This window comes from Intrasporangium calvum (assembly GCF_028446585.1).
Lineage (GTDB): Bacteria > Actinomycetota > Actinomycetes > Actinomycetales > Dermatophilaceae > Intrasporangium > Intrasporangium calvum_A.
Map to the genome: position 1 here is coordinate 1 of NZ_JAPFQL010000014.1, position 18,963 is coordinate 18,963.

Sequence of the window (18,963 nt, forward strand, 5' to 3'; positions counted from 1 at the left end):
GAAGAGTCCGAAGACCTCGGGTGAGGTGGCGACGGCACAGAGCGCCGTGAAGAGGGAGAACCACAGCGTGCACCAGAGGATGGTGCGTCGTCGGCCGAGCCGGTCCGCGAGGTAGCCGGCGCCCAGGGCGCCAACGAGCATGCCGGCGAAGGCCAGGCTCCCGACGAAACCGGCCGTGGCCGGGGTGAGCGCCCAGCCGGGCTCGTCGAGCAGGGCCGGGATCGTCGTCCCGTAGACGATCAGGTCGTAGCCGTCGAAGACGACGATGAGCCAGCAGAGGAGCGTGACGAGCCACGCGGGGCGCGTCCGGAGCGTGGTGGCGAGATTTGGAGGATTCAGGGGCGTCGTTGCCATGAGAAGAGATGGTGAGTTAAGTTCACCATCAGAGAACAGAGGATTCTGCTATGAAGAACAAGCCGCACTACGCGCTCCAGAGTGTGGACCACGCGCTCCAGCTTGCCGTGATCCTGCAGGTCGAGGGCCCGCAGAGCGTGACCGAGGCCGCGCGCCGCCTCGACGTCGCCCGGTCGACCGCGCACCGGCTCCTCTCAATGCTCGTCTACCGGGACTTCGCCCGGCAGGGGCCCGACCGTCGCTACTACGCGGGACCCGTCATCTCGCTGGAGGCCGGCGGCAGCGACCACACGGCGGTCCTGCGGGATGTCTCGATGCCGCACCTGCAGGTGCTGGTGGACCGGGTCGGAGAGTCGGCGAACGTCATGGTCCTCGCGGGCGACTACGTGCGCTTCATCGCCTCCGTGGAGTCCCGGGAGACGTTCCGGGTCGGCAACCGCGAGGGCATGGTCTTCCCCGCACACCTGACCTCAGGGGGCAAGCCGATGCTCGCCGAGCTCTCACCGGAGGAGCGCGCCGAGCTCTACGCGCCAGAGCGGTGGGAGGGTCGCGAGGCCGAGCGTCCGGACGTGGCGGCGCTCGAGCGGGAGCTGGAGGTCGTCCGGCGCCGTGGCTTCGCGATCAACCGCGACCGGACGGAGACGGGGGTCACCGCGATCGGCCGTGGCCTGCGGGTGGGCGAGCGGACCAGCGCCGCCGTGACGGTCTCGATGCCGACGGTGCGCTTCCAGGAGGACCGCCTGGTCGACATCGTGAGCGCGCTCGCCCTGGCCACCCGAGACATCGAGCACGACCTCGAGGGCCGGCTCCACGCCGAGCGCCGCTGGTCCTGAGGGGTAGGGGGAATGGCTGAGCACGCTCTCACCCTGCTCGAGCGCGCCCTGGCGGTTCGCGCCGACCCGAGCTGAGCGGCATACTCGCTGGGTGAAGAACCTCAGCGAGCGGATCCCAGCCGACCCGGATCCGGACCGCCTCTACGAGGTCTTCACGGAGTGGTCCACCGACCTGGGACTGACGCTCTATCCGCACCAGGACGAGGCCTTCCTCGAGGTGCTCTCGGGGAGCAACGTCATCCTCTCGACGCCCACCGGCTCGGGGAAGTCGCTCGTCGCGAGCGCCGCGCACTTCACGGCGCTCGCCGAGGACCGCGTCTCCTTCTACACCGCGCCGATCAAGGCCCTCGTCTCCGAGAAGTTCTTCGCCCTGTGCGCCCAGTTCGGGGCGGACAACGTCGGCATGATCACCGGCGACGCCTCCGTCAACGCCGACGCACCGATCATCTGCTGCACCGCGGAGATCCTCGCCAACATCGCCCTGCGCGAGGGCGCGGCGGCGGACATCGGCCTCGTCATCATGGACGAGTTCCACTTCTACTCCGAGCCGGACCGCGGCTGGGCCTGGCAGGTGCCGATCCTCGAGCTCCCGCAGGCGCAGTTCATCCTCATGTCCGCGACCCTCGGCGACGTGACGATGTTCCGCGACGACCTGACCCGCCGGACCGGACGCTCCACCGCCGTCATCACCGGCACCGAGCGACCGGTCCCGCTCGAGTTCTCCTACGCGGAGACGCCGCTGCACGAGACCATCGAGGAGCTGCTCGACGCGGATCGGGCCCCGATCTACGTCGTCCACTTCACCCAGGCGGCCGCCCTGGAGCGGGCCCAGAGCCTCGTGGCCGTGCGGATCACCTCCCGCGAGGAGCGTGATGCCATCGCGGAGCGCATCGGCGGCTTCCGGTTCGGCGCCGGCTTCGGCAGGACCCTGTCGCGCCTCGTCCGGCACGGCATCGGCGTCCACCACGCCGGCATGCTGCCGAAGTACCGCCGGCTCGTCGAGCAGCTCGCCCAGGACGGCCTCCTCAAGGTGATCTGCGGCACCGACACCCTCGGCGTCGGCATCAACGTCCCGATCCGCACCGTCCTGCTCACCGGGCTGACCAAGTTCGACGGGACGAGGCAGCGCCTCCTCAAGGCCCGCGAGTTCCACCAGATCGTCGGGCGGGCCGGCCGTGCGGGCTTCGACGCGCGCGGCTGGGTCGTCGCGCAAGCCCCCGAGCACGTCATCGAGAACCTCCGTGCCGTCGAGAAGGCAGGCGACGACCCGAAGAAGCAGCGCAAGGTCCAGCGCAAGAAGGCGCCCGAGGGCTTCGTCAACTGGTCGAGGGACACGTTCGAGCGGCTCGTCACGGCCGAGCCCGAGCCCCTGCAGCCCAGGCTGCGGATGTCGCACGCCCTGCTCGTCAACCTGCTGGCCCGCGAGGGCAACCCCGTGGCCCACGCCGTGCGGCTCATCCGCGAGAGCCATCACGAGGAGAAGGACCAGCGCCGGCTCGGCCGCCATGCCCTCGTGCTCGCCCGGGAGCTGCTCACGTCCGGCGTCGTCGAGCGGCTGCCGGCGGCGGACTCGTCCGGTCGGCGTCACGCTCTCACGATCGACCTCCAGCGCGACTTCGCGCTCAACCAGCCGCTCGCGCCCTTCGCGCTCGCCGTGATGGACACGCTCGACCCGGAGTCGGAGACCTACGCCCGCGACATCGTCTCGGTGATCGAGGCCATCCTCGAGGACCCCCGCCAGGTCCTCTGGGCGCAGGAGTACAAGGCGCGTGGTGAAGCCGTGGCGGCGATGAAGCTCGACGGCATCGAGTACGAGGAGCGGATGGAGCGGCTCGAGGAGGTCACCTGGCCGAAGCCGCTCGCCGATCTGCTCGAGGTCACCCTCGCCGCCTACCGGCGCACCCACCCCTGGGTCTCGACCGACGCACTCTCGCCCAAGGCCGTCGTGCGCGAGATGTACGAGCGCGGCATGACCTTCAACGAGTTCATCTCCGCCTACGGCTTGTCCCGGTCGGAGGGGCTCGTCCTGCGCTACCTGACCGACGCCTATCGGACGCTGCGCCACACCGTCCCCGAGACGCACCGGACGGACGAGCTCGAGGACATCATCGAGTGGCTCAGCGAGCTCGTGCGCCAGACCGACTCGAGCCTCCTCGACGAGTGGGAGGACCTCGTCAACCCCACGGAGGCCCTCGCGCGAGGAGGTGCAGACGTGACTCCTCCGGCCCGGCCCATCACCGCCAACGAGCGCGCCTTCACCGTGCTCGTCCGCAATGCGATGTTCCACCGGGTCGAGCTCGCCGCACGGGACCAGTGGGAGGCGCTGGGCGAGCTCGAGGCGCGCGTCGCCGAGCTGACCGACCCGCCGCAGAAGGTCGTCATGAGCGCCGAGGCCTGGAACGACGCGCTGGGCGCCTACTACGACGAGCACGACTCCATCGCGACCGACCAGGAGGCGCGCTCCCCCGGGCTGCTGCAGGTCGAGAAGCTGCCGACGACGTGGCGGCTGCGGCAGGTCGTCCTCGACCCGGACGACGACCGCGACTGGGGCATCACCGCCGAGATCGACCTCGCGGCGAGCGATGAGGTCGGGGCCGCGGTCCTCACCGTGACGGGCTTCGAGCGCCTCGGCGGCTGATCTCACCGAATCCCTTGCGGAGCAACTGCGTCGCCGGGTACCTTGTGAAGCATGGTACCCGGTCAGGAAGCCATCCTCACCCATCTGCGCCGAGGGGCGCTCGAGTACTGCGTGCTGGCCATGCTGGGCGACGGGCCGCTCTACGGCCTCGACATCGCCCGCAGGCTCACCGCTGACTCGGTGCTGCTGGCCAGTGAAGGCACCCTCTATCCCCTCCTCGCCCGGCTGCGGCGGGCCGGCCTCGTCGAGACGACCTGGCAGGAGTCGCCCAGCGGTCCCCCACGCCGGTACTACGCCATGACCGACCAGGGAAGGGCGGCTGTCGCAGCCTTCGCCCGTGCCTGGACCCCCTTCCGCGACGCGGTGGACGCGGCGCTCACCCAAGGAGAGACACGATGAACGTCACCACCCACCCCGCCGTCGCGCGCTACCTGGACGACCTCGGCCGGATGCTCGGCGATCTGGAGCCAGGCGAGCGCGCCGAGGTGCTGGCCGGAGTGCGAGAGCACATCGAGGAGGCCCTGGGAGACCGACCCCACGGGTCCCCTCAGGAGGACGACGCAGCAGTGGCTGCGGTGCTCACCGAGCTCGGTCCACCTGACGTGATCGCCCAGGCCGCCTACGCCGACCGGGCTGCACCAGCCGACGATCGATCCGCCACCCGCGTCCCCCTGACGAGCCGGGCCTGGGTCCCCGTGGTCGTCGCGCTCCTGCAGGCCCTCTCCCTGCTCCTCGTCATCCTCGTCGTCGGCTCGAGTGTCGGCTGGGTCGAGGAGTCGAGCACCACCTCCGGGGGGGAGACCGTCGTGCGCACCATGGGAGGGAGCAGCATCGCAGCGGCACTCGCGGGCGGGCTGGTGGCCCTGCCCCTGTGGATCGTCATCGCCCTGCTCGTGGGCTTCTCGGCCCTGTGGACCGCGCGCGAGAAGGTGACCCACCTGCTGGTCGTCCCCGTGACGGCTCTGCTCTTCGCCGCGGGACCGAGCCTCGGCTGGTCGCTCGGGGGGCCGACGGGCATGGTCGTCTCCGCGTGGACCGTACTGACACTGGTCGTCGCGGGAGGTGGGTGGCTGCTCTACCGGCTCACCGTCTCCGCCCGCCGCCGGGCCTCGGCCGCTCGCTGACCCGTGACCTGCACGGCGCGTTGCGCCCATTCGTGGCGCGCAGGCTCTCCCACGGGGTAGAGGTGTCTTCAGACGCCGCAACCGCGGCACGTGGAAGATGAGGGAGACATGGACGGATACAGCGTCAAGCATGCGGCGCGCGAGGCAGGCAACCAGGATGCGCTGCTCATGGCGGCTCGGGCCGGCTACGCGGTCAACGGCCTGCTGCACCTGGTCATCGGCTGGATCGCCCTCCAGCTCGCCTGGGGGCTCGGCTCGTCCGGCAGTGCCGACCAGTCCGGCGCGCTCGGCGCAATGGCGTCCAACATGCTCGGACGCGTCGTCCTCTGGATCGGGGTCGTCGGCTGGCTGGGCCTGGGCCTCTGGCACGTCATCGAGGCCGTCATCACCCACGGGGAGGCCAAGGATCGGGCCAAGTACGCCGCCAAGGCCGTCGTCTACTTCGCCCTCGCCTGGACGGCTTTCGAGTTCGCGCGAGGCTCCTCCTCCTCCAGCAAGGAGCAGTCCTCCGACTTCACCGCCAGCCTGATGAGCCAGCCGTTCGGCACCGGTCTGGTCGTGCTCGTCGCCCTCATCATGATCGGTGTCGGCATCTACCACGTCCACAAGGGCTGGAAGCGCAAGTTCCTCTCCGACCTGGTCGAGCACCCGGGCCCGGCCGTGGAGAAGCTGGCGCGCTTCGGCTACATCGCCAAGGGCGTCGCCCTCATGGTCGTCGGCGGCCTCTTCGTCGTCGCCGCCCTCGAGAACGACCCTGACGAGGCGACCGGCCTCGACGGCGCGATGAAGACGATCCTCGAGGCCCCGGCCGGTCAGTGGCTCCTGACGATTGTGGCCCTCGGCTTCATCGCCTTCGGCATCTACTCCTTCGTCCGCGCCAAGAAGGCTCGCGTCTGACGCAGCCACCCCACCCGGAACCCCCACGCACAGAGCCGCGCCGGTCTGACCGGCGCGGCTCTGTCGTGCTCGGGCGCGGGGCCCAGCGGCGGGACCTCAGTCCCGACGCCGACGCAGCCAGTGCCAGGCGAGCAGGGCACAGACGACGCCGTTGACCACGCCGAGCAGCACGTCGGTCAGGTGGTGCATGCCGCGGTAGAGCCGCGCGTAGGACACCAGGATCGGCACGAGGATGCACACCGCGGTGACGAGGCGGCGCAGCCAAGTCCGCTCGATCCGCTGGGCCATCAGCGCGAAGCTGAGGTAGAGCGCCGTGGCAGCGCCGACGTGCCCGCTCGGGTAGCTCGACGTCGGTGGCGCCGGGTCGAGCTTCTCGACCTCCGGGCGCTCGCGCCCGACGACCCAGGCCGCGATCACGAAGACGGTCGCCTGGATCGAGATGGCGATGGCCGGGATGACGGCGTACCACCACTGCCGGGTGCGCCAGAGGATGATCAGGCTGATGACGGCACAGGTGCCGATGATGATCTCGGTGTTGCCGAGGCGGGACCAGATGTCGGTCGTGGTGTCCCACATGGCGGTGCGGGACCGACCTTCCTGCAGCTCCCGGTTGACGGCCGTCTCGCCCTCGAGACCGCCGAACGGTCCCATGATGAGCCAGCCGGTCGCCACGATCACGGCGAAGAGGGCGATGCTCGGGGCGAGGACCCGTGCCGCTGCGTCGCGCCAGGCCTCCCGCGCACTGGGTTTCGACTCATCTCGCTGCCAGCGGTGGAGGTCAACGCTCATCGTCGTCACTTTCTACAGGGGGTCGGGGGTTGAGTTCGTGCGGCTCGGGGCCAGCGGTGCCTTCGGGGGGCGGTGGGGCGTGGTGCTGCGTGGGGTTCCAGCCGAGGTAGCCGAGATACGACGCGACGCCGAGTCCGCTGCCGAAGAGCAGCCCCGCCACGACGTCGGAGGGGAAGTGCACACCGAGGAACACGCGGTCGGCGGCGGTGATCAGCGGATAGGCGACGGCGACGGCGACGGTGATCCGGCGAGCCCGGGGGGACAGCACCGGCCAGACGAGCAGGGTCACGATGGTCGCGATGGCCGCGGCGTTGGCGGCGTGGCCGGACGGGAAGCTGTAGCCAGGGGCGTGCGAGACGGGGTCGCTGACATGGGGCCGGGCCCGGTGGACGACCACCTTGAGGACCAGCTGGAGGTTCCAGGCGACCATCATCGTGACGAACGCCCAGATGGCCCGGGTCTTCAGCTGGTGCCGGCGCCAGATGACGATGCAGAGGATGGTGGCGGCGATGTAGGGCCACTTCGGCTGAGTCATCTCCTGCCAGATGACGAGGAAGCGGAAGAGCGCGTCGTTGTCGCGGGTCACGTCGGTCGCGGCGGTGATGGCCGCCTCGTCGAGCTCGATGACGGGCAGGAACTTCTGCCGCACGACGAACGCCAGCAGGGTGACGGGAACGGCGAAGAGCAGGCCGTAGCCCACCGCCTTGAGCATCCGTCTCCCCCGGCCGTATGCCGCTGGGCGCGCTTCGTGCCCCAGCGCGGTGGGGTGGCCGGTGGCGTCCGCCGACACGTGGTTCACCTGGTTCGGGAGGCGGTCAGGCATGGCGCACCACCAGTGAGCTCGGCTCGATGCGGACGGCGAGGCGGGTCCGCGGGCCGATGGGGTCGCCGTCGATCTCTGCCTCGATGGGACGGTCAGCCAGGATGGTGAACTCCTTTCCGCGGAGCCGGTCCAGCCGCTTGTGGCCGACGCGGTGGCGAGTGCTGACGTCGGCCACGACGGAGGCCCAGCCGAAGGCGCCCTTCGGGGCGATGACGACGGCGTCGAGGATGCCGTCGCGGTAGTCCGCGTCGGGCATGAGGTCGATCCCGCCCTGGAGCATGCCGCAGTTGCCGACGATGGCGCTCCGCGCTTGGCGCCGCAGCGCGTCCCCGGGTGCACCGGTCACTCCGTCGGCTCCGCTGGACGCCACCTCAACGGTGAACCCGCGGTTGAGCAGGTTCCGGGCACCCGCGAGGAGGTAGGCCGGCCAGCCAAGGAGGCCCTTGACCCGTTCGTTGGTCCCGGCCATGATCTCGCCGTCGAAGCCGAGGCCGGTCATGATGAGGAAGACCTCCTCGGCGTCGTCGTCCGCGGTGACGAACCCGACGTCGAGGCGCAGGTCGGTCCCGCTGAGCAGCGGCCCCATGGCGTGCTCGGTCGAGTCGACGGGCAGGTCCAGGTTGCGGGCAAGGAGGTTGCCCGTGCCGCCGGGCAGCAGGCCGAGCGCGACGTCGGTGCCGACCAGCGCCGTGGCGACGGCCCGCACGGTGCCGTCCCCACCGAGCGTGGCGACGACGTCCGCGCCGGCCTCGACTGCCTCGCGGGCCTGCTTCTCTCCGGTCTCCTCCGCCGTGGTCTCGATCCACCGCGGCTCGTCCCAGCCGTGCCGGCGGCACGCCTCGGCGACGACGCGACGGTCGGCGTCGAGGTCCTCGACCTTGATCGGGTTGTAGACGACGGTCAGTCGCCCTCGGGGTTCCGGCATGCTGCATCTTCCTCGCTCAGGGGTCCAGCAGCAATGACGTACCCCGGCGACCCGCCGTGGTCACACTCCCCGGGGAGCCGGCCCAGCGGCATACGACCTAACCGACGGCGAGCCGGGACTCCTCCTCACGGACCCAGAGCCCGATGAGGCCCTGGAAGTGGGCCATGAACAGCTCTCTCTCGTGCTCTGGATACGTTGTCTCGACGGTGCGACGGAGCATGCGGGTGAAGTCGTCGCTCTTGAACCACTCGAGGGCCGCCGCGTCCAGGTGCCCGAGGTGACGCGCGCACCACTGCTGGTAGGCCTCGGTCTCGAAGTGCTCATCCGCGAGGGCGAGGTAGGCGTCGAGCTTCCCCGCCTCGTTGAGGTCGTCGCGGTCGGCGATGTCGAAGTACCGGCGCGTCTGGAGGTCGACCGTGGCGCGCCGGCCGGTGACGAGGCAGTAGGCCGACCATCGGACGAGGGCCTTGATGGCCCAGGGGAAGTAGTAGTGCAAGGACGTCACGGCCACGTCGGGACACGCGTTGGCGTAGTCGATCGGATAGACCTCGTCGCCCTTGACGAGCATCTCGCACGAGTTGAACTCCCAGCCGAACAGCGCATTGACGATCCGGCTGATCGCTGCCGTCTCGTGGCCAGCACGAGGACTGAGGAACCCGTGGCTCACCGCATAGCGGTTGTGCATCGGCTCGTCCGGGCGGAAGTTCATCACCATCGTCTCGGGACCGATGGAGAGCGCGCGGGCGAAGACGTCGTAGTCGATCGTCGCCTGCAGGTGCATCAGCATCTCGCCGGACTCGTCGTAGGCCCGGACGAGGTCCTGCTCGTCGTCGATCCGGGAGACGCCGCGCCAGCCGCCCCCGTCGAAGGGCTTCATGTAGAGCGGGTAGCCGAGGTTGCCGGCGATCTGCTTGAGGTCGAACGGCCGGTTGTACTTGGCGCTCGTGTAGGCCCAGCGGACGTTGTCGACCGGGTTCTTGTAGGGCACGAGGATGGTGCGCGGCACCTTGAGCCCCATCCGCATCAACGCGCAGTAGGCGCTGTGCTTCTCCATCGACTGGAAGGTGAAGGGGCTGTTGAGCAGGTAGGTGCCGTCGACCAGCGCGGCCTTCTTGAGCCACTCGCGCGGGTGGTAGTACCAGTGCGCCAGCCGGTCGATGACCAGCTCGGTCCGCACGGGCTGGCGCAGATCGAAGGGCTCGATGGTGAGCCGCTCGGACGTCAGCTCGTGGGTCACCCCGTCGTCGGTCGTGATGGGCCCGACGAGTCCGAGCAGCGCCTCGAAGGCGGTCGGCCAGTCCTCCTCAGCCCCGAGCAGCAGTCCGATGACGTGGGTGCGCGTGCCGGCCATGCCCCGATCCTCGCAGGGCTGTCAACAGATCGGGCCGTATGCCGCTGGGCCGGTTGACGCCCGCAGCTGCCCCGGGTGCCGAGCTGGGTCCGGGAGCGAACGACCGAGGGCCCGGCCGGTGGCCGGGCCCTCGGTGGCAGTGGAGGGATGGTCTGGTGCAGGAGGACGCTCAGTCCTCCGGGATGATGAAGGTCTGGCCCGGGAAGATCAGGTCCGGGTTCTTGATGTGGTTGATCCGAGCGATCTCGCGCCAGGAGACGCCGTAGCGCTCGCCGATCTCGCTCAGCGTGTCGCCCTTCTTGACCGTGTACTTGCGGTGCTTGGGCTCGTCGCGCTTGGCAGCGGGCTTCGGAGCCGGCTTCTCCGCCGGCTTGACCGCCTCGGGCGTGGCCTGCGGCGCCGGCTTGCCGGAGCGGGCAGCCGCCTCGTCCGCGGCGGCCTTGGCCTCCTCGGCCTTCTGCTTGGCCACGGCGGCAGCAGCGTCGGCCTCCTTCTTGGCCTGCGCAGCCTTCTCGGCGGACTCGGTCCTGGCCTTCTCCTCGGCCTCCTTGGCCTTGGCAGCGGCCTCGTCGGCGGCCTTCTTGGCCTCCTCGACGGCGTTGTCGTCGTCGTCGATACCGAGGGCGTCCTTCAGACTGTCCAGAAATCCCATGGGGGTCCTCTCATCTGCTCGCACGCGGGCCGGTTGCCACGGCGCTGGCCTTTGACGCTATCCGCATCAGCAGACGGAAGGGGACTTGGGGTGGGACGATTTGCTCCACCAGCACAGATCGGGCTGCGTTGGGGCCGACGTGGGCAGTCAGGACGAGAGCGTGGCGACCCGGGCGCGACGGGTGATGTCGGCACAGTCGAGGCAGACGTCCTCCGGGACCAGCCCGAGCCGCATCAGCTGGCCGAAGAGGACACACCCGACACAGAGGCCCAGGACCGACTCCAGGGCCGGGAAGACCACCATCACGACGGTGATCGCCACCACGGCCACGAGCGCACTGCCCGACCCGGTCGACGCGTGGAACAGCCACAGTGCAGTCGCGGCGACGGTGAGAACCGCACCGATCGAGGCGGCGAACCGCTTCGGCGCACCCGCAGTCGGGCGCTTGGGGGCCGAGACGCGGGGCCGGACCCACCCCTGCACGAGCCGGGCGATCGGGCTCACCTGCGGGCCGATGACGGCGCGGAGCGTGAAGTCGATCGCGAGCACGGAGAGGAGCCACCACTGCTGCGTCGCCAGGGTCACGGTCGTGAGGACGAGGACCACCCCGGCGATGAGCCGGACCGTGACCTCGTCCACGACCGACGGGAAGCGCGAGAAAGTCATGCCTCATTATGCGTTGCATAATGGCGACTTATGAAATGCGTCCCGCTCTGCGGACGCTGGACGACGGCGCCCACCGCCAGGCCGGCTCCCCGCTCGGCCCGCGGTGCTCGAGCACGTGGAAACCGAGGTCGATGAGCAGCTTCCCGCTCATCAGCAGAGTGACCGCCGACAGGCCGACGGCCGCTGCCTCCGTCGGCCCACCCATGAGGAGGAAGCCACCGATGACCGTGATGTGCAGGGCCAGCATCCGCGGGTACGGAGCGACCATCGCCCAGTCGGCGGTCGCCCGCGTCCGTTCCTGACGCCCGAACCAGTGCAGCCCGAGCGAGAGCGCGTGACTGAAGAGGATCAGGGCCGCAGCAGCGACCCAGTCGAGCGCCCGACCCTGCAGGCCGACCTGCGCGATCAGGACTCCGGACAGCACGCCGTGGATCGCGGTGAAGGCACCGAAGCGCAGGGCGAACAACCGGGCCCGTCCCCGGTCACCGGTCACCCACGATCGGGCCCGGCTCGCATGGGCAGGATCCCGGACGGTCAGGAGGCGGACCATGGTCGTGAACCAGACGACGACGTTCTCGAACCAGTAGATGAGGAGCGCGTCCCCCACTCCGAAACGGCCCTCGTAGACCGCCCAGAGGGGAAGGAGATTCGCGAGGACGAGCACGACCGCGCTGAGCAGGCGCGACGCGGACGCCGGCAGTCGCCGCCCGAGCCGCACCATGAGCTCCACACCGAGGATCCGCAGGAGGAGGGCCACGGCCAGCCATGCTGCCACAGCCACGGACTCTCGGCGCGGCGAGCCTTCACCGGTCAGCCGGTGTCCCACGGCGACGAGCAGGACCATCAGGGAACACCGAGCAGGAACACCAGCAGGACCACCGAGCAGGAACGCGGAGCCGCTGGAAACGTCTCGGTGGTCGTGTCGTCAAGCCTGCTTCGACACGACCACCGAGACTGAGTCTGATCAGTTCACCGACGCCTCACGAGACGGCGCCGACGACCTGCCTCTCCTCCGCGAAGTGGCACGCGCTCGGGTGCTCCGACCCGGGCCGGACCATGAGCGGGGGCTCCTCCTGGGCGCAGATCTCCTGTGCCTTCCAGCACCGCGTCCGGAACCGGCAACCCGAGGGCGGGTTGGCCGGCGACGGCACGTCACCCTCGAGGATGATCTGGTCACGCAGGCCACGGAGCGCGGGGTCCGGGACCGGCACGGCCGAGAGCAGCGCCTGGCTGTAGGGGTGGGTGGTGTGCTCGTAGATCTCGTCCTCGTTGCCTGTCTCGACGACCTTGCCGAGATACATCACGGCGACCCGGTCGGCGATGTGACGCACGACGGAGAGGTCGTGGGCGATGAAGATGTAGGCGAGACCGAACTCGTCCTGCAACCGCTCGAGCAGGTTGACGACCTGCGCCTGGATCGACACGTCCAGGGCCGAGACCGGCTCGTCCGCGACGATGATCTCGGGATTGAGCGCGAGCGCCCGGGCGATGCCGATGCGCTGGCGCTGGCCGCCCGAGAACTGGTGCGGATAGCGGTTGATGTGGTCGGCGTTGAGACCGACCAGGTCGATCAGCTCCCGCACCCGGGCGATGCGGCCCTTCTTCGGCACGACCTCCGGGTGGATGTCGAACGGCTCTCCGATGATGTCGCCGACGGTCATCCGGGGGTTGAGCGAGGTGTAGGGGTCCTGCATCACCATCTGGATGTTGCGGCGCACCGATCGCATGTCGCGGGAGGAGACCTTCGAGAGGTCCTTGCCCTTGAGCATGATCGAACCGTCGGTCGGCTGCTCGAGGCCGACGAGCAGGCGAGCCAGCGTCGACTTGCCACAGCCCGACTCACCGACCACGCCGAGGGTCTCCCCACGGCGCAGCTGGATGTTGACGCCATCGACCGCTCGCACGGCCCCGACCTGCTTCTTGAACACGATGCCCTGCGTCAGCGGGTAGTGCTTGCGCAGGTCCTTGGTCTCGAGGACGACCTCTCCGAACTTGCTCGGGGTGTCGGTCATGACTCGATGACCTCCCTCCAGTAGTGGCAGGCCGCGACCCGGTTGACGTCGACGTCATAGTGCGGCGGCTCCGGCGGAACCTTGCAGTTGTCCTTGGCATAGCGGCACCGCGGGTGGAACGCACAGCCGGGCGGGATGTTCGTCAGCACGGGCGGCAGGCCCTTGATGACGGCGAGCTCCTGCCCCTTGAGGTCGACGCGCGGGATCGACTCCAGCAGCGCCTTCGTGTAGGGGTGCGCGGGCCTCGCGTAGATGTCCGCGACCGGGGCGTCCTCGACGACCCGACCGGCATACATCACCGAGATCGAGTCGGCGACGTCCGCCACGACACCCATGTCGTGGGTGATCAGGATCAGGCTCATGTTGTGCTCGCGCTGGAGCTCGGACAACAGACCCATGACCTGCGCCTGGACGGTGACGTCGAGGGCCGTGGTCGGCTCGTCGGCGATGAGGATCTCCGGCTCCAGGGCCAGCGCCATCGCGATCATCACGCGCTGGCGCATACCGCCCGAGAACTGGTGCGGGAAGTCGTTGACCCGCTGCTTCGCGGCCGGGATCTTCACCATGTCCAGCAGCTCGATGGCCTTGGCCTTCGACGCCTGACGCGACATGCCACGGTGCTTCCGGAAGAGCTCACCGAGCTGGAACCCGACCGTGAAGACGGGGTTCAGCGCCGAGAGCGCATCCTGGAAGATCATCGCGATGTGGTTGGCCCGGACTCGACGACGGTCCTCGTCGGACAGCTTGAGCAGGTCGACGCCGCGGTAGAGGATCTCGCCGTGCGTGATCTTTGCCGGAGGGCTGTCGAGAATGCCCATGATGGCCTGCGCCGTCACACTCTTGCCTGATCCGGACTCACCGAGGATCGCTCGGGTCTCGCCCTGGCTGAGCACGAAGTTCATGCCGTTGACGGCGTGGGCCTCCCCGCTCGTCGTGTGGAACTCGACGTGCAGGTTGCGCACCTCGAGCGGCGGGGCAGTCATGTCGAGCTGGCTGAGGAACCGCGCAGTCGACGGGGACTTGACGGGGGCTTCGGTGGTCATCCGGTCACCGCATCTTCGGGTCGAGGGCATCGCGCAGCGCATCACCCATGAGGATGAAGCTGAGCACGGTGCCGATGAGCAGAGTCGTGGGGAAGATCAGCAGCCACGGCGCCTCCAGGAAGTACACCTGGTGGTCGGTGATCATGATTCCCCAGGACTCCTCGGGCGGCTGGAGACCGACTCCGAGGAAGGTCAGCGTCGCCTCGGCGGCGACGAAGCTGCCGAGCGCGATGGTGGCCAGCACGGTCACCGGCGCGATGGCGTTGGGCAGGATGTGCCGCAGCATGATCCGGAGGTTGCCGGCACCCAGCGACCGCGCCGCGAGGACGTAGTCGAGGTTCTTCGCCGAGAGCACCGCACCGCGCATCACTCGGGCGATCGTCGTCCAGCCGAGGATGACGAGCACCATCGTGATCGTCAGGATGTTCTGCACCTTGACGACCGTGAGGAAGACGAGCGCGCCCAGCAGGAACGGCAGCGAGAGGAAGATGTCGACGACGCGAGAGATGATCGTGTCGACCCAGCCTCCGTAGAAGCCGGCGAGCAGGCCGAGGGTGCCCCCGATGAGGACGATCCCGACGGTTGCCCCGATGGCGATCGACAACGACGGCTGTGCTCCGTAGATGGCGTGAGAGTAGTAGTCACAGCCGAGGATGTTGAAGCCGAAGGGGTGGCCGTCCTGCGGAGGCTTCCGGCTCTGGCTGATGATGCAGTTGCGCGGGTCCTGGTCGGTCCACAGCCCGGGGAACAACGCCATCGAGCTCACCACGAGGATGTAGAGCGAGGAGATGACGAAGATGGGGTTGCGAATCAGCTGCTTGCGAGCGTCGCTCCACAGGCTGGCCGTCCCGCCCGTCGCGCCGGCGCCTTCCGAGGAGGAGCTCTGGAGGGCAGGCTCGTCCGAGGTGGCGGATGGGATTAGGTCACTCATGTTGTTCTCCGCCTCACTCGTATCGGATGCGTGGGTCGAGGACGGCATACAAGATGTCGACCAGCAGGTTGGCGACCAGGAAGATCAGCGCTGCGAGCGTGACGATGCCGATGACGACGCTGGCATCGCCGGTTCGTGCGCTCTGCGCCGCGACCCGGCCGATGCCGGGCACGTTGAAGATCGTCTCGGTCACCACGGCGCCACCCATCAGGACACCCAGGTCGACACCGAGTGAGGTGACGACGGGAATGAGGGAGTTGCGCAGGGTGTGCACGCCGGTGATCCGGCGCGGCATCAGGCCCTTGGCGCGTGCGGTCCGGACGTAGTCGGCGCGCACGTTCTCGACCATGCTCGTGCGGGTCAGTCGGGCCGTGACGGCCAGGCTGGTCGCTCCGAGCACGAGGCCGGGGATGAAGAGGCTGGCCCATGGATAGTCGGGCTTGTACCCGGCTGCGAGGAAGCCTCTGGAGATGATCTCGGGGAAGTTCGGATCGGCCCGGAGCTGGTTGCCGAACTTCACCGCGACGAACTCGCGGATGACGATGCCGAGCACGAAGATCGGCACCGCGATGATGAGGGTGGTCGAGATCTTGACGAAGTAGTCAAGGAAGCCACCGCTGCGCAGGCCGGCGAGGACGCCAGCCAGGATGCCGACGAACGCCTCGAAGACGAAGCCGATGAGGGCAATGCGGATGGTGTAGGGCAGTGCGGCGCCGATGATGTCGGTCACCTCGCGCTGACCCGTCAAGCTGATGCCGAAGTCCCACTGGGCGATGTTGACGAGGCGCTCACCGAAGAGGCCAATGCACGGGTTGCCCGTCTGGGTGAGACAGGGATCGTTCAAATTGAGGCGCTCCGAGAGCGCCGCCATCATGGCGGGCGTTGGCGTGCGGTCGCCGAACAACGCCCGGACCGGGTTACCGGTCAGCTGGATACCAAGGGATGTGAGGTAGTGCAGCAAGAACATCGTGCCGAGCACGGTCGGGATGAACTGAAGCACCCGCCGTATGACGTATCTCCCCACGGTGGGGTCTCCTATCGACGTGCGGTGGCGGCGACGACCCTACTCCGGGTCGCCGCCGCCACCAAGTCTGGATCTGGTTAGCTGATTGGGGCGGGGATCACTTCTGCTTCAGCGTGATCTTGCCGTACTCAACGTCCGAGATCTTGTTGAAGACGAACTTGTCGACGTTGGTGCTGTAGAGCGCCGCAACCTTGCCGAACCACATCGGGATGACAGGCATGTCCTCGCCGAGGATGTCCTCAGCAGCCTGGTACTTCGCGATGGCCTCCTCGACGCTCGCCGCCGAGTCGCCCTCGGTGATGAGCTTGTCGAACTCGGGGTTGGTGTAGGTGGAGTTGTTGCTCGAGCCACCGGTGCCGTAGAGGGGCTTGAGGTAGGTCTCGATGACCGGGTAGTCCGGGCCCCAGCCGAGGCGGAACGGGCCGGTGAACTTCTTGGCGTCAGCCGTGGCGAGGTACTCCGGGAACTGGAGGTTCACGCGGATCTCGTAGTCGATGCCAAGGGCGGCCTTGATCTGGTCGCCGACAGCCTGCAGCCACTTCTCGTGACCGACACCGGCGTTGCCCCAGAGGACGAGCTTGTCGCCCTTCCAGCCGCCGGCCTCGTCGAGAAGCTGCTTGGCCTTGGCCGGGTCCGCCTTGCAGTACTGGCAGACGTCCGGACGGAAGCCGTCGAAGGTCGGGGAGACGAAGCCCGTGGCGGCGGTGAAGCGACCGTCGAACACGGCGTCGATGATCGGCTGCCGGTCGATGCTCAGGGCGAGAGCCTGGCGGACACGCTTGTCCTTGAACTCGTCCCTGTAGAGCGGCAGACCGACGTAGGTGAACGTGTCGCCCGGGGCCTCGAACAGCGTGTCGCCGTACTGAGCCTTGGCCTCCTTGTAGCGAGCGGAGGGGACGGCTTCCATGACGTCGATCTCGCCCGCCTGGTAGGCGGCGTAGCCGGCGTTGTCGTCAGCGAAGATCCGGTAGGACAGCTTGTCAGCCATCGCGTCGTTCGCGTCGCCCTTCCACGTGTCACTGCGGACGAGCGTGATGCCGACGTTGTGCTCCCAGGCGCCCTCGATCTTGTAGGGGCCGTTGCCGATCGGCGTCTCGTTGCAGGCCTTCGTGTCCTTGAGGCACGCGTCGGCCATCGGGAAGAAGCCGGAGTAACCCATCGTCACCGGGAAGCCAGCGAACGGGTCCTTCAGCTCGACGGTGAACTCGGTGTCGCTGACCTTCTTGAGGCCGGAGAGCTCCTTGGCCTTGGGCTCGGGAGCCTCCTTCGGGCCGTCGCCGTCCGGGTCCGACGACGACATCTCGTCGATGCCGGCGATGCGGCTCATGAAGTAGGCGTTGTTCTGCGCGTTGGGCGAGTACGCGGCGTAGTTCCATGCACGGATGAACGCGTCTGCGTTGACCGGCTCACCGTTCTCGAACGTGTAGCCGGTCTTGAGCTTCACGGTCCAGTTCTTCTGGTCGCTCGACTCGATGGACTCGGCAAGGTCCATCTCGGCCTCACCGGTCTCGGCGTTGTACTTGACCAGACCGCGGTACAGCTGGCGGATGACATTGATGGACGGCATGTCGTCGCCGGCCGTCGGAAGCAAGAACGCGGGCTCAGTGGCGTAGATCCGAAGGTCGCCACCCTTCTGACCGGCCGCGGCGCCGGCGCCACTCGTCTTCGTGTCGGTGGGCGTTTCGCTGCTGCTGCACGCCGCCACCGCCAACATCGTCATTGCGGTTGCGACCGCGATAGTCGCGGACCTGCGAACCTTCATCGGCTCCTCCTTGTGAAACCCCGGGGATATCTGGGGGTTGGGGGACACACTTGCACCCGATCCGGTGGCTGGCACACCTCAGCCGCGTCCTGTTATGGAAGCGTTGTCAACCGGGTGTCCATAACGTGACCTCCCCCGAACGGCAGTAAGGGTCGCCTCCCCGGCTCCCCCGAGCGCGGCCGACGTATCTACGCTGACCCTCATGTCCCTTCACATCGGTGGCCATGTCGACCAGGAGGATCCGGTCTCCGAGGCCCAGGTCCGCGGGGCCACGCTCTCGCAGTTCTTCCTCGGTGACCCGCAGAGCTACAAGGGCCCCGTGATCCGCTATCCCGGGGGTGCGGAGGCGCTCCGCTCCGCGGCCCAGGAAGCGGGCATCGACCTCTACGTGCACGCTCCGTACCCGATCAACGTCGCGAGCCTGAACAACCGGATCCGGATCCCCGGCCGCAAGCTGCTCCAGCAGCACCTGCTCGCCGCCGCGGAGATCGGGGCCAAGGGAGTCATCGTCCACGGCGGCCACCTCGGCGTGGACGAGGACGCGGCCAAGGGGTTCGACAACTGGCGCAAGTGCATCGACGGGCTCGAGCTGCCGGTGCCGCTCCTCATCGAGAACACCGCCGGGGGTGACAACGCCATGGCCCGGCGGCTCGAGGCCATCGCCCGGCTGTGGGATGCCATCGGCACCGCGAGCGGTGCGGACTCCGTCGGCTTCTGCCTCGACACGTGCCACGCCCATGCCGGTGGCAACGACCTCGGCAGCGTCGTCGACCAGGTGCGTGCCATCACCGGACGGATCGACCTGGTCCACGCCAACGACTCCCGTGACGCCTTCGACAGCGGCGCCGACCGGCACACCAACTTCGGCGCCGGTCAGATCGACGGCACGGCTCTCGCCGACGTCATCCGTGCGGCCGGGGCTCCCGTGGTCTGCGAGACTCCCGGCGGCCGCGAGGGCCAGACGGCCGACATCGAGTGGCTCCGCGCCCGCCTCGCCTGAAGATCAGTCGGTGGTCCGGCGGTTGAAGGCCCGGATCGACAGTGGCGCGAGCACCGCCGTGAGCACGACGGACCAGATCACGGTCGCCAGGATCGGGTGGTGCAGCGGCAGCTTCGAGTCAGGCGGCACCGCTCGACGA

At 68.6% G+C, this 18,963-nt stretch carries 20 protein-coding genes; 6 read left to right on the forward strand and 14 right to left on the reverse strand.

Going from position 1 to position 18,963, the window contains the following annotated elements; genetic code table 11:
* The coding region (locus OO014_RS05035; protein ID WP_272461186.1) for an MFS transporter at positions 1-354 on the reverse strand (354 nt) is incomplete at its 3' end.
* 50 nt (positions 355-404) lie between these two features.
* On the opposite strand from OO014_RS05035, the gene OO014_RS05040 reads away from it, so the two are divergent.
* The 5 genes from OO014_RS05040 (at position 405) to OO014_RS05060 (ending at position 5,846) form a co-directional block, all read left to right on the forward strand.
* Positions 405-1,187: an IclR family transcriptional regulator gene (locus tag OO014_RS05040; protein WP_272461187.1), complete on the forward strand. Its 783-nt coding sequence runs from the start codon at positions 405-407 to the stop codon at positions 1,185-1,187.
* Positions 1,188-1,278: 91 nt separating this feature from the next.
* A complete protein-coding gene (locus OO014_RS05045) occupies positions 1,279-3,825 on the forward strand; it encodes a DEAD/DEAH box helicase (RefSeq protein ID WP_272461188.1) in 2,547 nt (848 codons plus the stop codon).
* A gap of 51 nt (positions 3,826-3,876) precedes the next feature.
* On the forward strand, positions 3,877-4,224 hold the full coding sequence (locus tag OO014_RS05050) for a PadR family transcriptional regulator (RefSeq protein ID WP_272461189.1): 348 nt from the start codon (positions 3,877-3,879) through the stop codon (positions 4,222-4,224).
* On the forward strand, positions 4,221-4,949 hold the full coding sequence (locus OO014_RS05055) for an HAAS signaling domain-containing protein (RefSeq protein WP_272461190.1): 729 nt from the start codon (positions 4,221-4,223) through the stop codon (positions 4,947-4,949). Before OO014_RS05050 ends, OO014_RS05055 begins: the two co-directional genes overlap by 4 nt.
* 108 nt (positions 4,950-5,057) lie before the next feature.
* Positions 5,058-5,846 carry a DUF1206 domain-containing protein gene (locus OO014_RS05060; RefSeq protein ID WP_272461191.1) on the forward strand — a complete coding sequence of 263 codons (789 nt, stop codon included), beginning with the start codon at positions 5,058-5,060 and terminating at the stop codon, positions 5,844-5,846.
* 96 nt (positions 5,847-5,942) lie between these two features.
* Here the strand turns inward: OO014_RS05060 and OO014_RS05065 are convergent, their stop codons facing one another.
* The 12 genes from OO014_RS05065 to OO014_RS05120 all read right to left on the reverse strand — a co-directional run bounded on the left by OO014_RS05065 (position 5,943) and on the right by OO014_RS05120 (position 17,824).
* Positions 5,943-6,635: a phosphatase PAP2 family protein gene (locus OO014_RS05065; protein ID WP_272461192.1), complete on the reverse strand. Its 693-nt coding sequence runs from the start codon at positions 6,633-6,635 to the stop codon at positions 5,943-5,945.
* Positions 6,625-7,458 carry a phosphatase PAP2 family protein gene (locus tag OO014_RS05070; RefSeq protein ID WP_272461193.1) on the reverse strand — a complete coding sequence of 278 codons (834 nt, stop codon included), beginning with the start codon at positions 7,456-7,458 and terminating at the stop codon, positions 6,625-6,627. Before OO014_RS05070 ends, OO014_RS05065 begins: the two co-directional genes overlap by 11 nt.
* A complete protein-coding gene (locus OO014_RS05075; protein WP_272461194.1) occupies positions 7,451-8,383 on the reverse strand; it encodes a diacylglycerol/lipid kinase family protein in 933 nt (310 codons plus the stop codon). Before OO014_RS05075 ends, OO014_RS05070 begins: the two co-directional genes overlap by 8 nt.
* A 97-nt stretch (positions 8,384-8,480) precedes the next feature.
* Positions 8,481-9,734, reverse strand: coding sequence for an ATP-grasp domain-containing protein (locus tag OO014_RS05080; protein WP_272461195.1), 1,254 nt, complete (start codon positions 9,732-9,734; stop codon positions 8,481-8,483).
* Between the two features lie 169 nt (positions 9,735-9,903).
* Positions 9,904-10,386, reverse strand: a complete 483-nt coding sequence (locus tag OO014_RS05085) for a LysM peptidoglycan-binding domain-containing protein (RefSeq protein WP_272461196.1) — start codon at positions 10,384-10,386, stop codon at positions 9,904-9,906.
* 147 nt (positions 10,387-10,533) lie between these two features.
* Entirely contained in the window at positions 10,534-11,052 is a 519-nt protein-coding gene (locus OO014_RS05090) for a DUF4395 domain-containing protein (RefSeq protein ID WP_272461197.1), read from the reverse strand.
* 28 nt (positions 11,053-11,080) lie between these two features.
* Positions 11,081-11,896 (reverse strand): DUF6498-containing protein, encoded by an 816-nt coding sequence (locus OO014_RS05095; RefSeq protein WP_272461198.1) that lies wholly within the window; start codon positions 11,894-11,896, stop codon positions 11,081-11,083.
* Between the two features lie 136 nt (positions 11,897-12,032).
* Positions 12,033-13,064, reverse strand: a complete 1,032-nt coding sequence (locus tag OO014_RS05100; RefSeq protein ID WP_272461199.1) for an ABC transporter ATP-binding protein — start codon at positions 13,062-13,064, stop codon at positions 12,033-12,035.
* Positions 13,061-14,107, reverse strand: coding sequence for an ABC transporter ATP-binding protein (locus OO014_RS05105; protein ID WP_272461200.1), 1,047 nt, complete (start codon positions 14,105-14,107; stop codon positions 13,061-13,063). Before OO014_RS05105 ends, OO014_RS05100 begins: the two co-directional genes overlap by 4 nt.
* Before the next feature lie 4 nt (positions 14,108-14,111).
* Positions 14,112-15,038, reverse strand: a complete 927-nt coding sequence (locus OO014_RS05110; RefSeq protein WP_272461201.1) for an ABC transporter permease — start codon at positions 15,036-15,038, stop codon at positions 14,112-14,114.
* Positions 15,039-15,051: 13 nt separating this feature from the next.
* A complete protein-coding gene (locus OO014_RS05115) occupies positions 15,052-16,062 on the reverse strand; it encodes an ABC transporter permease (protein WP_272461202.1) in 1,011 nt (336 codons plus the stop codon).
* Between the two features lie 97 nt (positions 16,063-16,159).
* A complete protein-coding gene (locus OO014_RS05120; RefSeq protein ID WP_272461203.1) occupies positions 16,160-17,824 on the reverse strand; it encodes a peptide ABC transporter substrate-binding protein in 1,665 nt (554 codons plus the stop codon).
* A gap of 202 nt (positions 17,825-18,026) precedes the next feature.
* Here OO014_RS05120 and OO014_RS05125 point away from each other — a divergent pair, with 202 nt between their 5' ends.
* Positions 18,027-18,824, forward strand: coding sequence for a deoxyribonuclease IV (locus tag OO014_RS05125; RefSeq protein ID WP_272461204.1), 798 nt, complete (start codon positions 18,027-18,029; stop codon positions 18,822-18,824).
* 3 nt (positions 18,825-18,827) lie between these two features.
* Here the strand turns inward: OO014_RS05125 and OO014_RS05130 are convergent, their stop codons facing one another.
* Entirely contained in the window at positions 18,828-18,953 is a 126-nt protein-coding gene (locus OO014_RS05130) for a hypothetical protein (RefSeq protein ID WP_272461205.1), read from the reverse strand.
* Between the last annotated feature and the right edge of the window lie 10 nt (positions 18,954-18,963).

What these genes read in the sequence shown, in the direction of transcription:
- OO014_RS05040 (WP_272461187.1), top strand. Translation starts at nt 405, where the DNA reads ATGAAGAACAAGCCGCACTACGCGCTCCAGAGTGTGGACCACGCGCTC.
- OO014_RS05050 (WP_272461189.1), top strand. Translation starts at nt 3,877, where the DNA reads ATGGTACCCGGTCAGGAAGCCATCCTCACCCATCTGCGCCGAGGGGCG.
- OO014_RS05055 (WP_272461190.1), top strand. Translation starts at nt 4,221, where the DNA reads ATGAACGTCACCACCCACCCCGCCGTCGCGCGCTACCTGGACGACCTC.
- OO014_RS05060 (WP_272461191.1), top strand. Translation starts at nt 5,058, where the DNA reads ATGGACGGATACAGCGTCAAGCATGCGGCGCGCGAGGCAGGCAACCAG.
- OO014_RS05065 (WP_272461192.1), bottom strand. Translation starts at nt 6,635, where the DNA reads ATGAGCGTTGACCTCCACCGCTGGCAGCGAGATGAGTCGAAACCCAGT.
- OO014_RS05070 (WP_272461193.1), bottom strand. Translation starts at nt 7,458, where the DNA reads ATGCCTGACCGCCTCCCGAACCAGGTGAACCACGTGTCGGCGGACGCC.
- OO014_RS05075 (WP_272461194.1), bottom strand. Translation starts at nt 8,383, where the DNA reads ATGCCGGAACCCCGAGGGCGACTGACCGTCGTCTACAACCCGATCAAG.
- OO014_RS05080 (WP_272461195.1), bottom strand. Translation starts at nt 9,734, where the DNA reads ATGGCCGGCACGCGCACCCACGTCATCGGACTGCTGCTCGGGGCTGAG.
- OO014_RS05085 (WP_272461196.1), bottom strand. Translation starts at nt 10,386, where the DNA reads ATGGGATTTCTGGACAGTCTGAAGGACGCCCTCGGTATCGACGACGAC.
- OO014_RS05090 (WP_272461197.1), bottom strand. Translation starts at nt 11,052, where the DNA reads ATGACTTTCTCGCGCTTCCCGTCGGTCGTGGACGAGGTCACGGTCCGG.
- OO014_RS05095 (WP_272461198.1), bottom strand. Translation starts at nt 11,896, where the DNA reads ATGGTCCTGCTCGTCGCCGTGGGACACCGGCTGACCGGTGAAGGCTCG.
- OO014_RS05100 (WP_272461199.1), bottom strand. Translation starts at nt 13,064, where the DNA reads ATGACCGACACCCCGAGCAAGTTCGGAGAGGTCGTCCTCGAGACCAAG.
- OO014_RS05105 (WP_272461200.1), bottom strand. Translation starts at nt 14,107, where the DNA reads ATGACCACCGAAGCCCCCGTCAAGTCCCCGTCGACTGCGCGGTTCCTC.
- OO014_RS05110 (WP_272461201.1), bottom strand. Translation starts at nt 15,038, where the DNA reads ATGAGTGACCTAATCCCATCCGCCACCTCGGACGAGCCTGCCCTCCAG.
- OO014_RS05120 (WP_272461203.1), bottom strand. Translation starts at nt 17,824, where the DNA reads ATGAAGGTTCGCAGGTCCGCGACTATCGCGGTCGCAACCGCAATGACG.
- OO014_RS05125 (WP_272461204.1), top strand. Translation starts at nt 18,027, where the DNA reads ATGTCCCTTCACATCGGTGGCCATGTCGACCAGGAGGATCCGGTCTCC.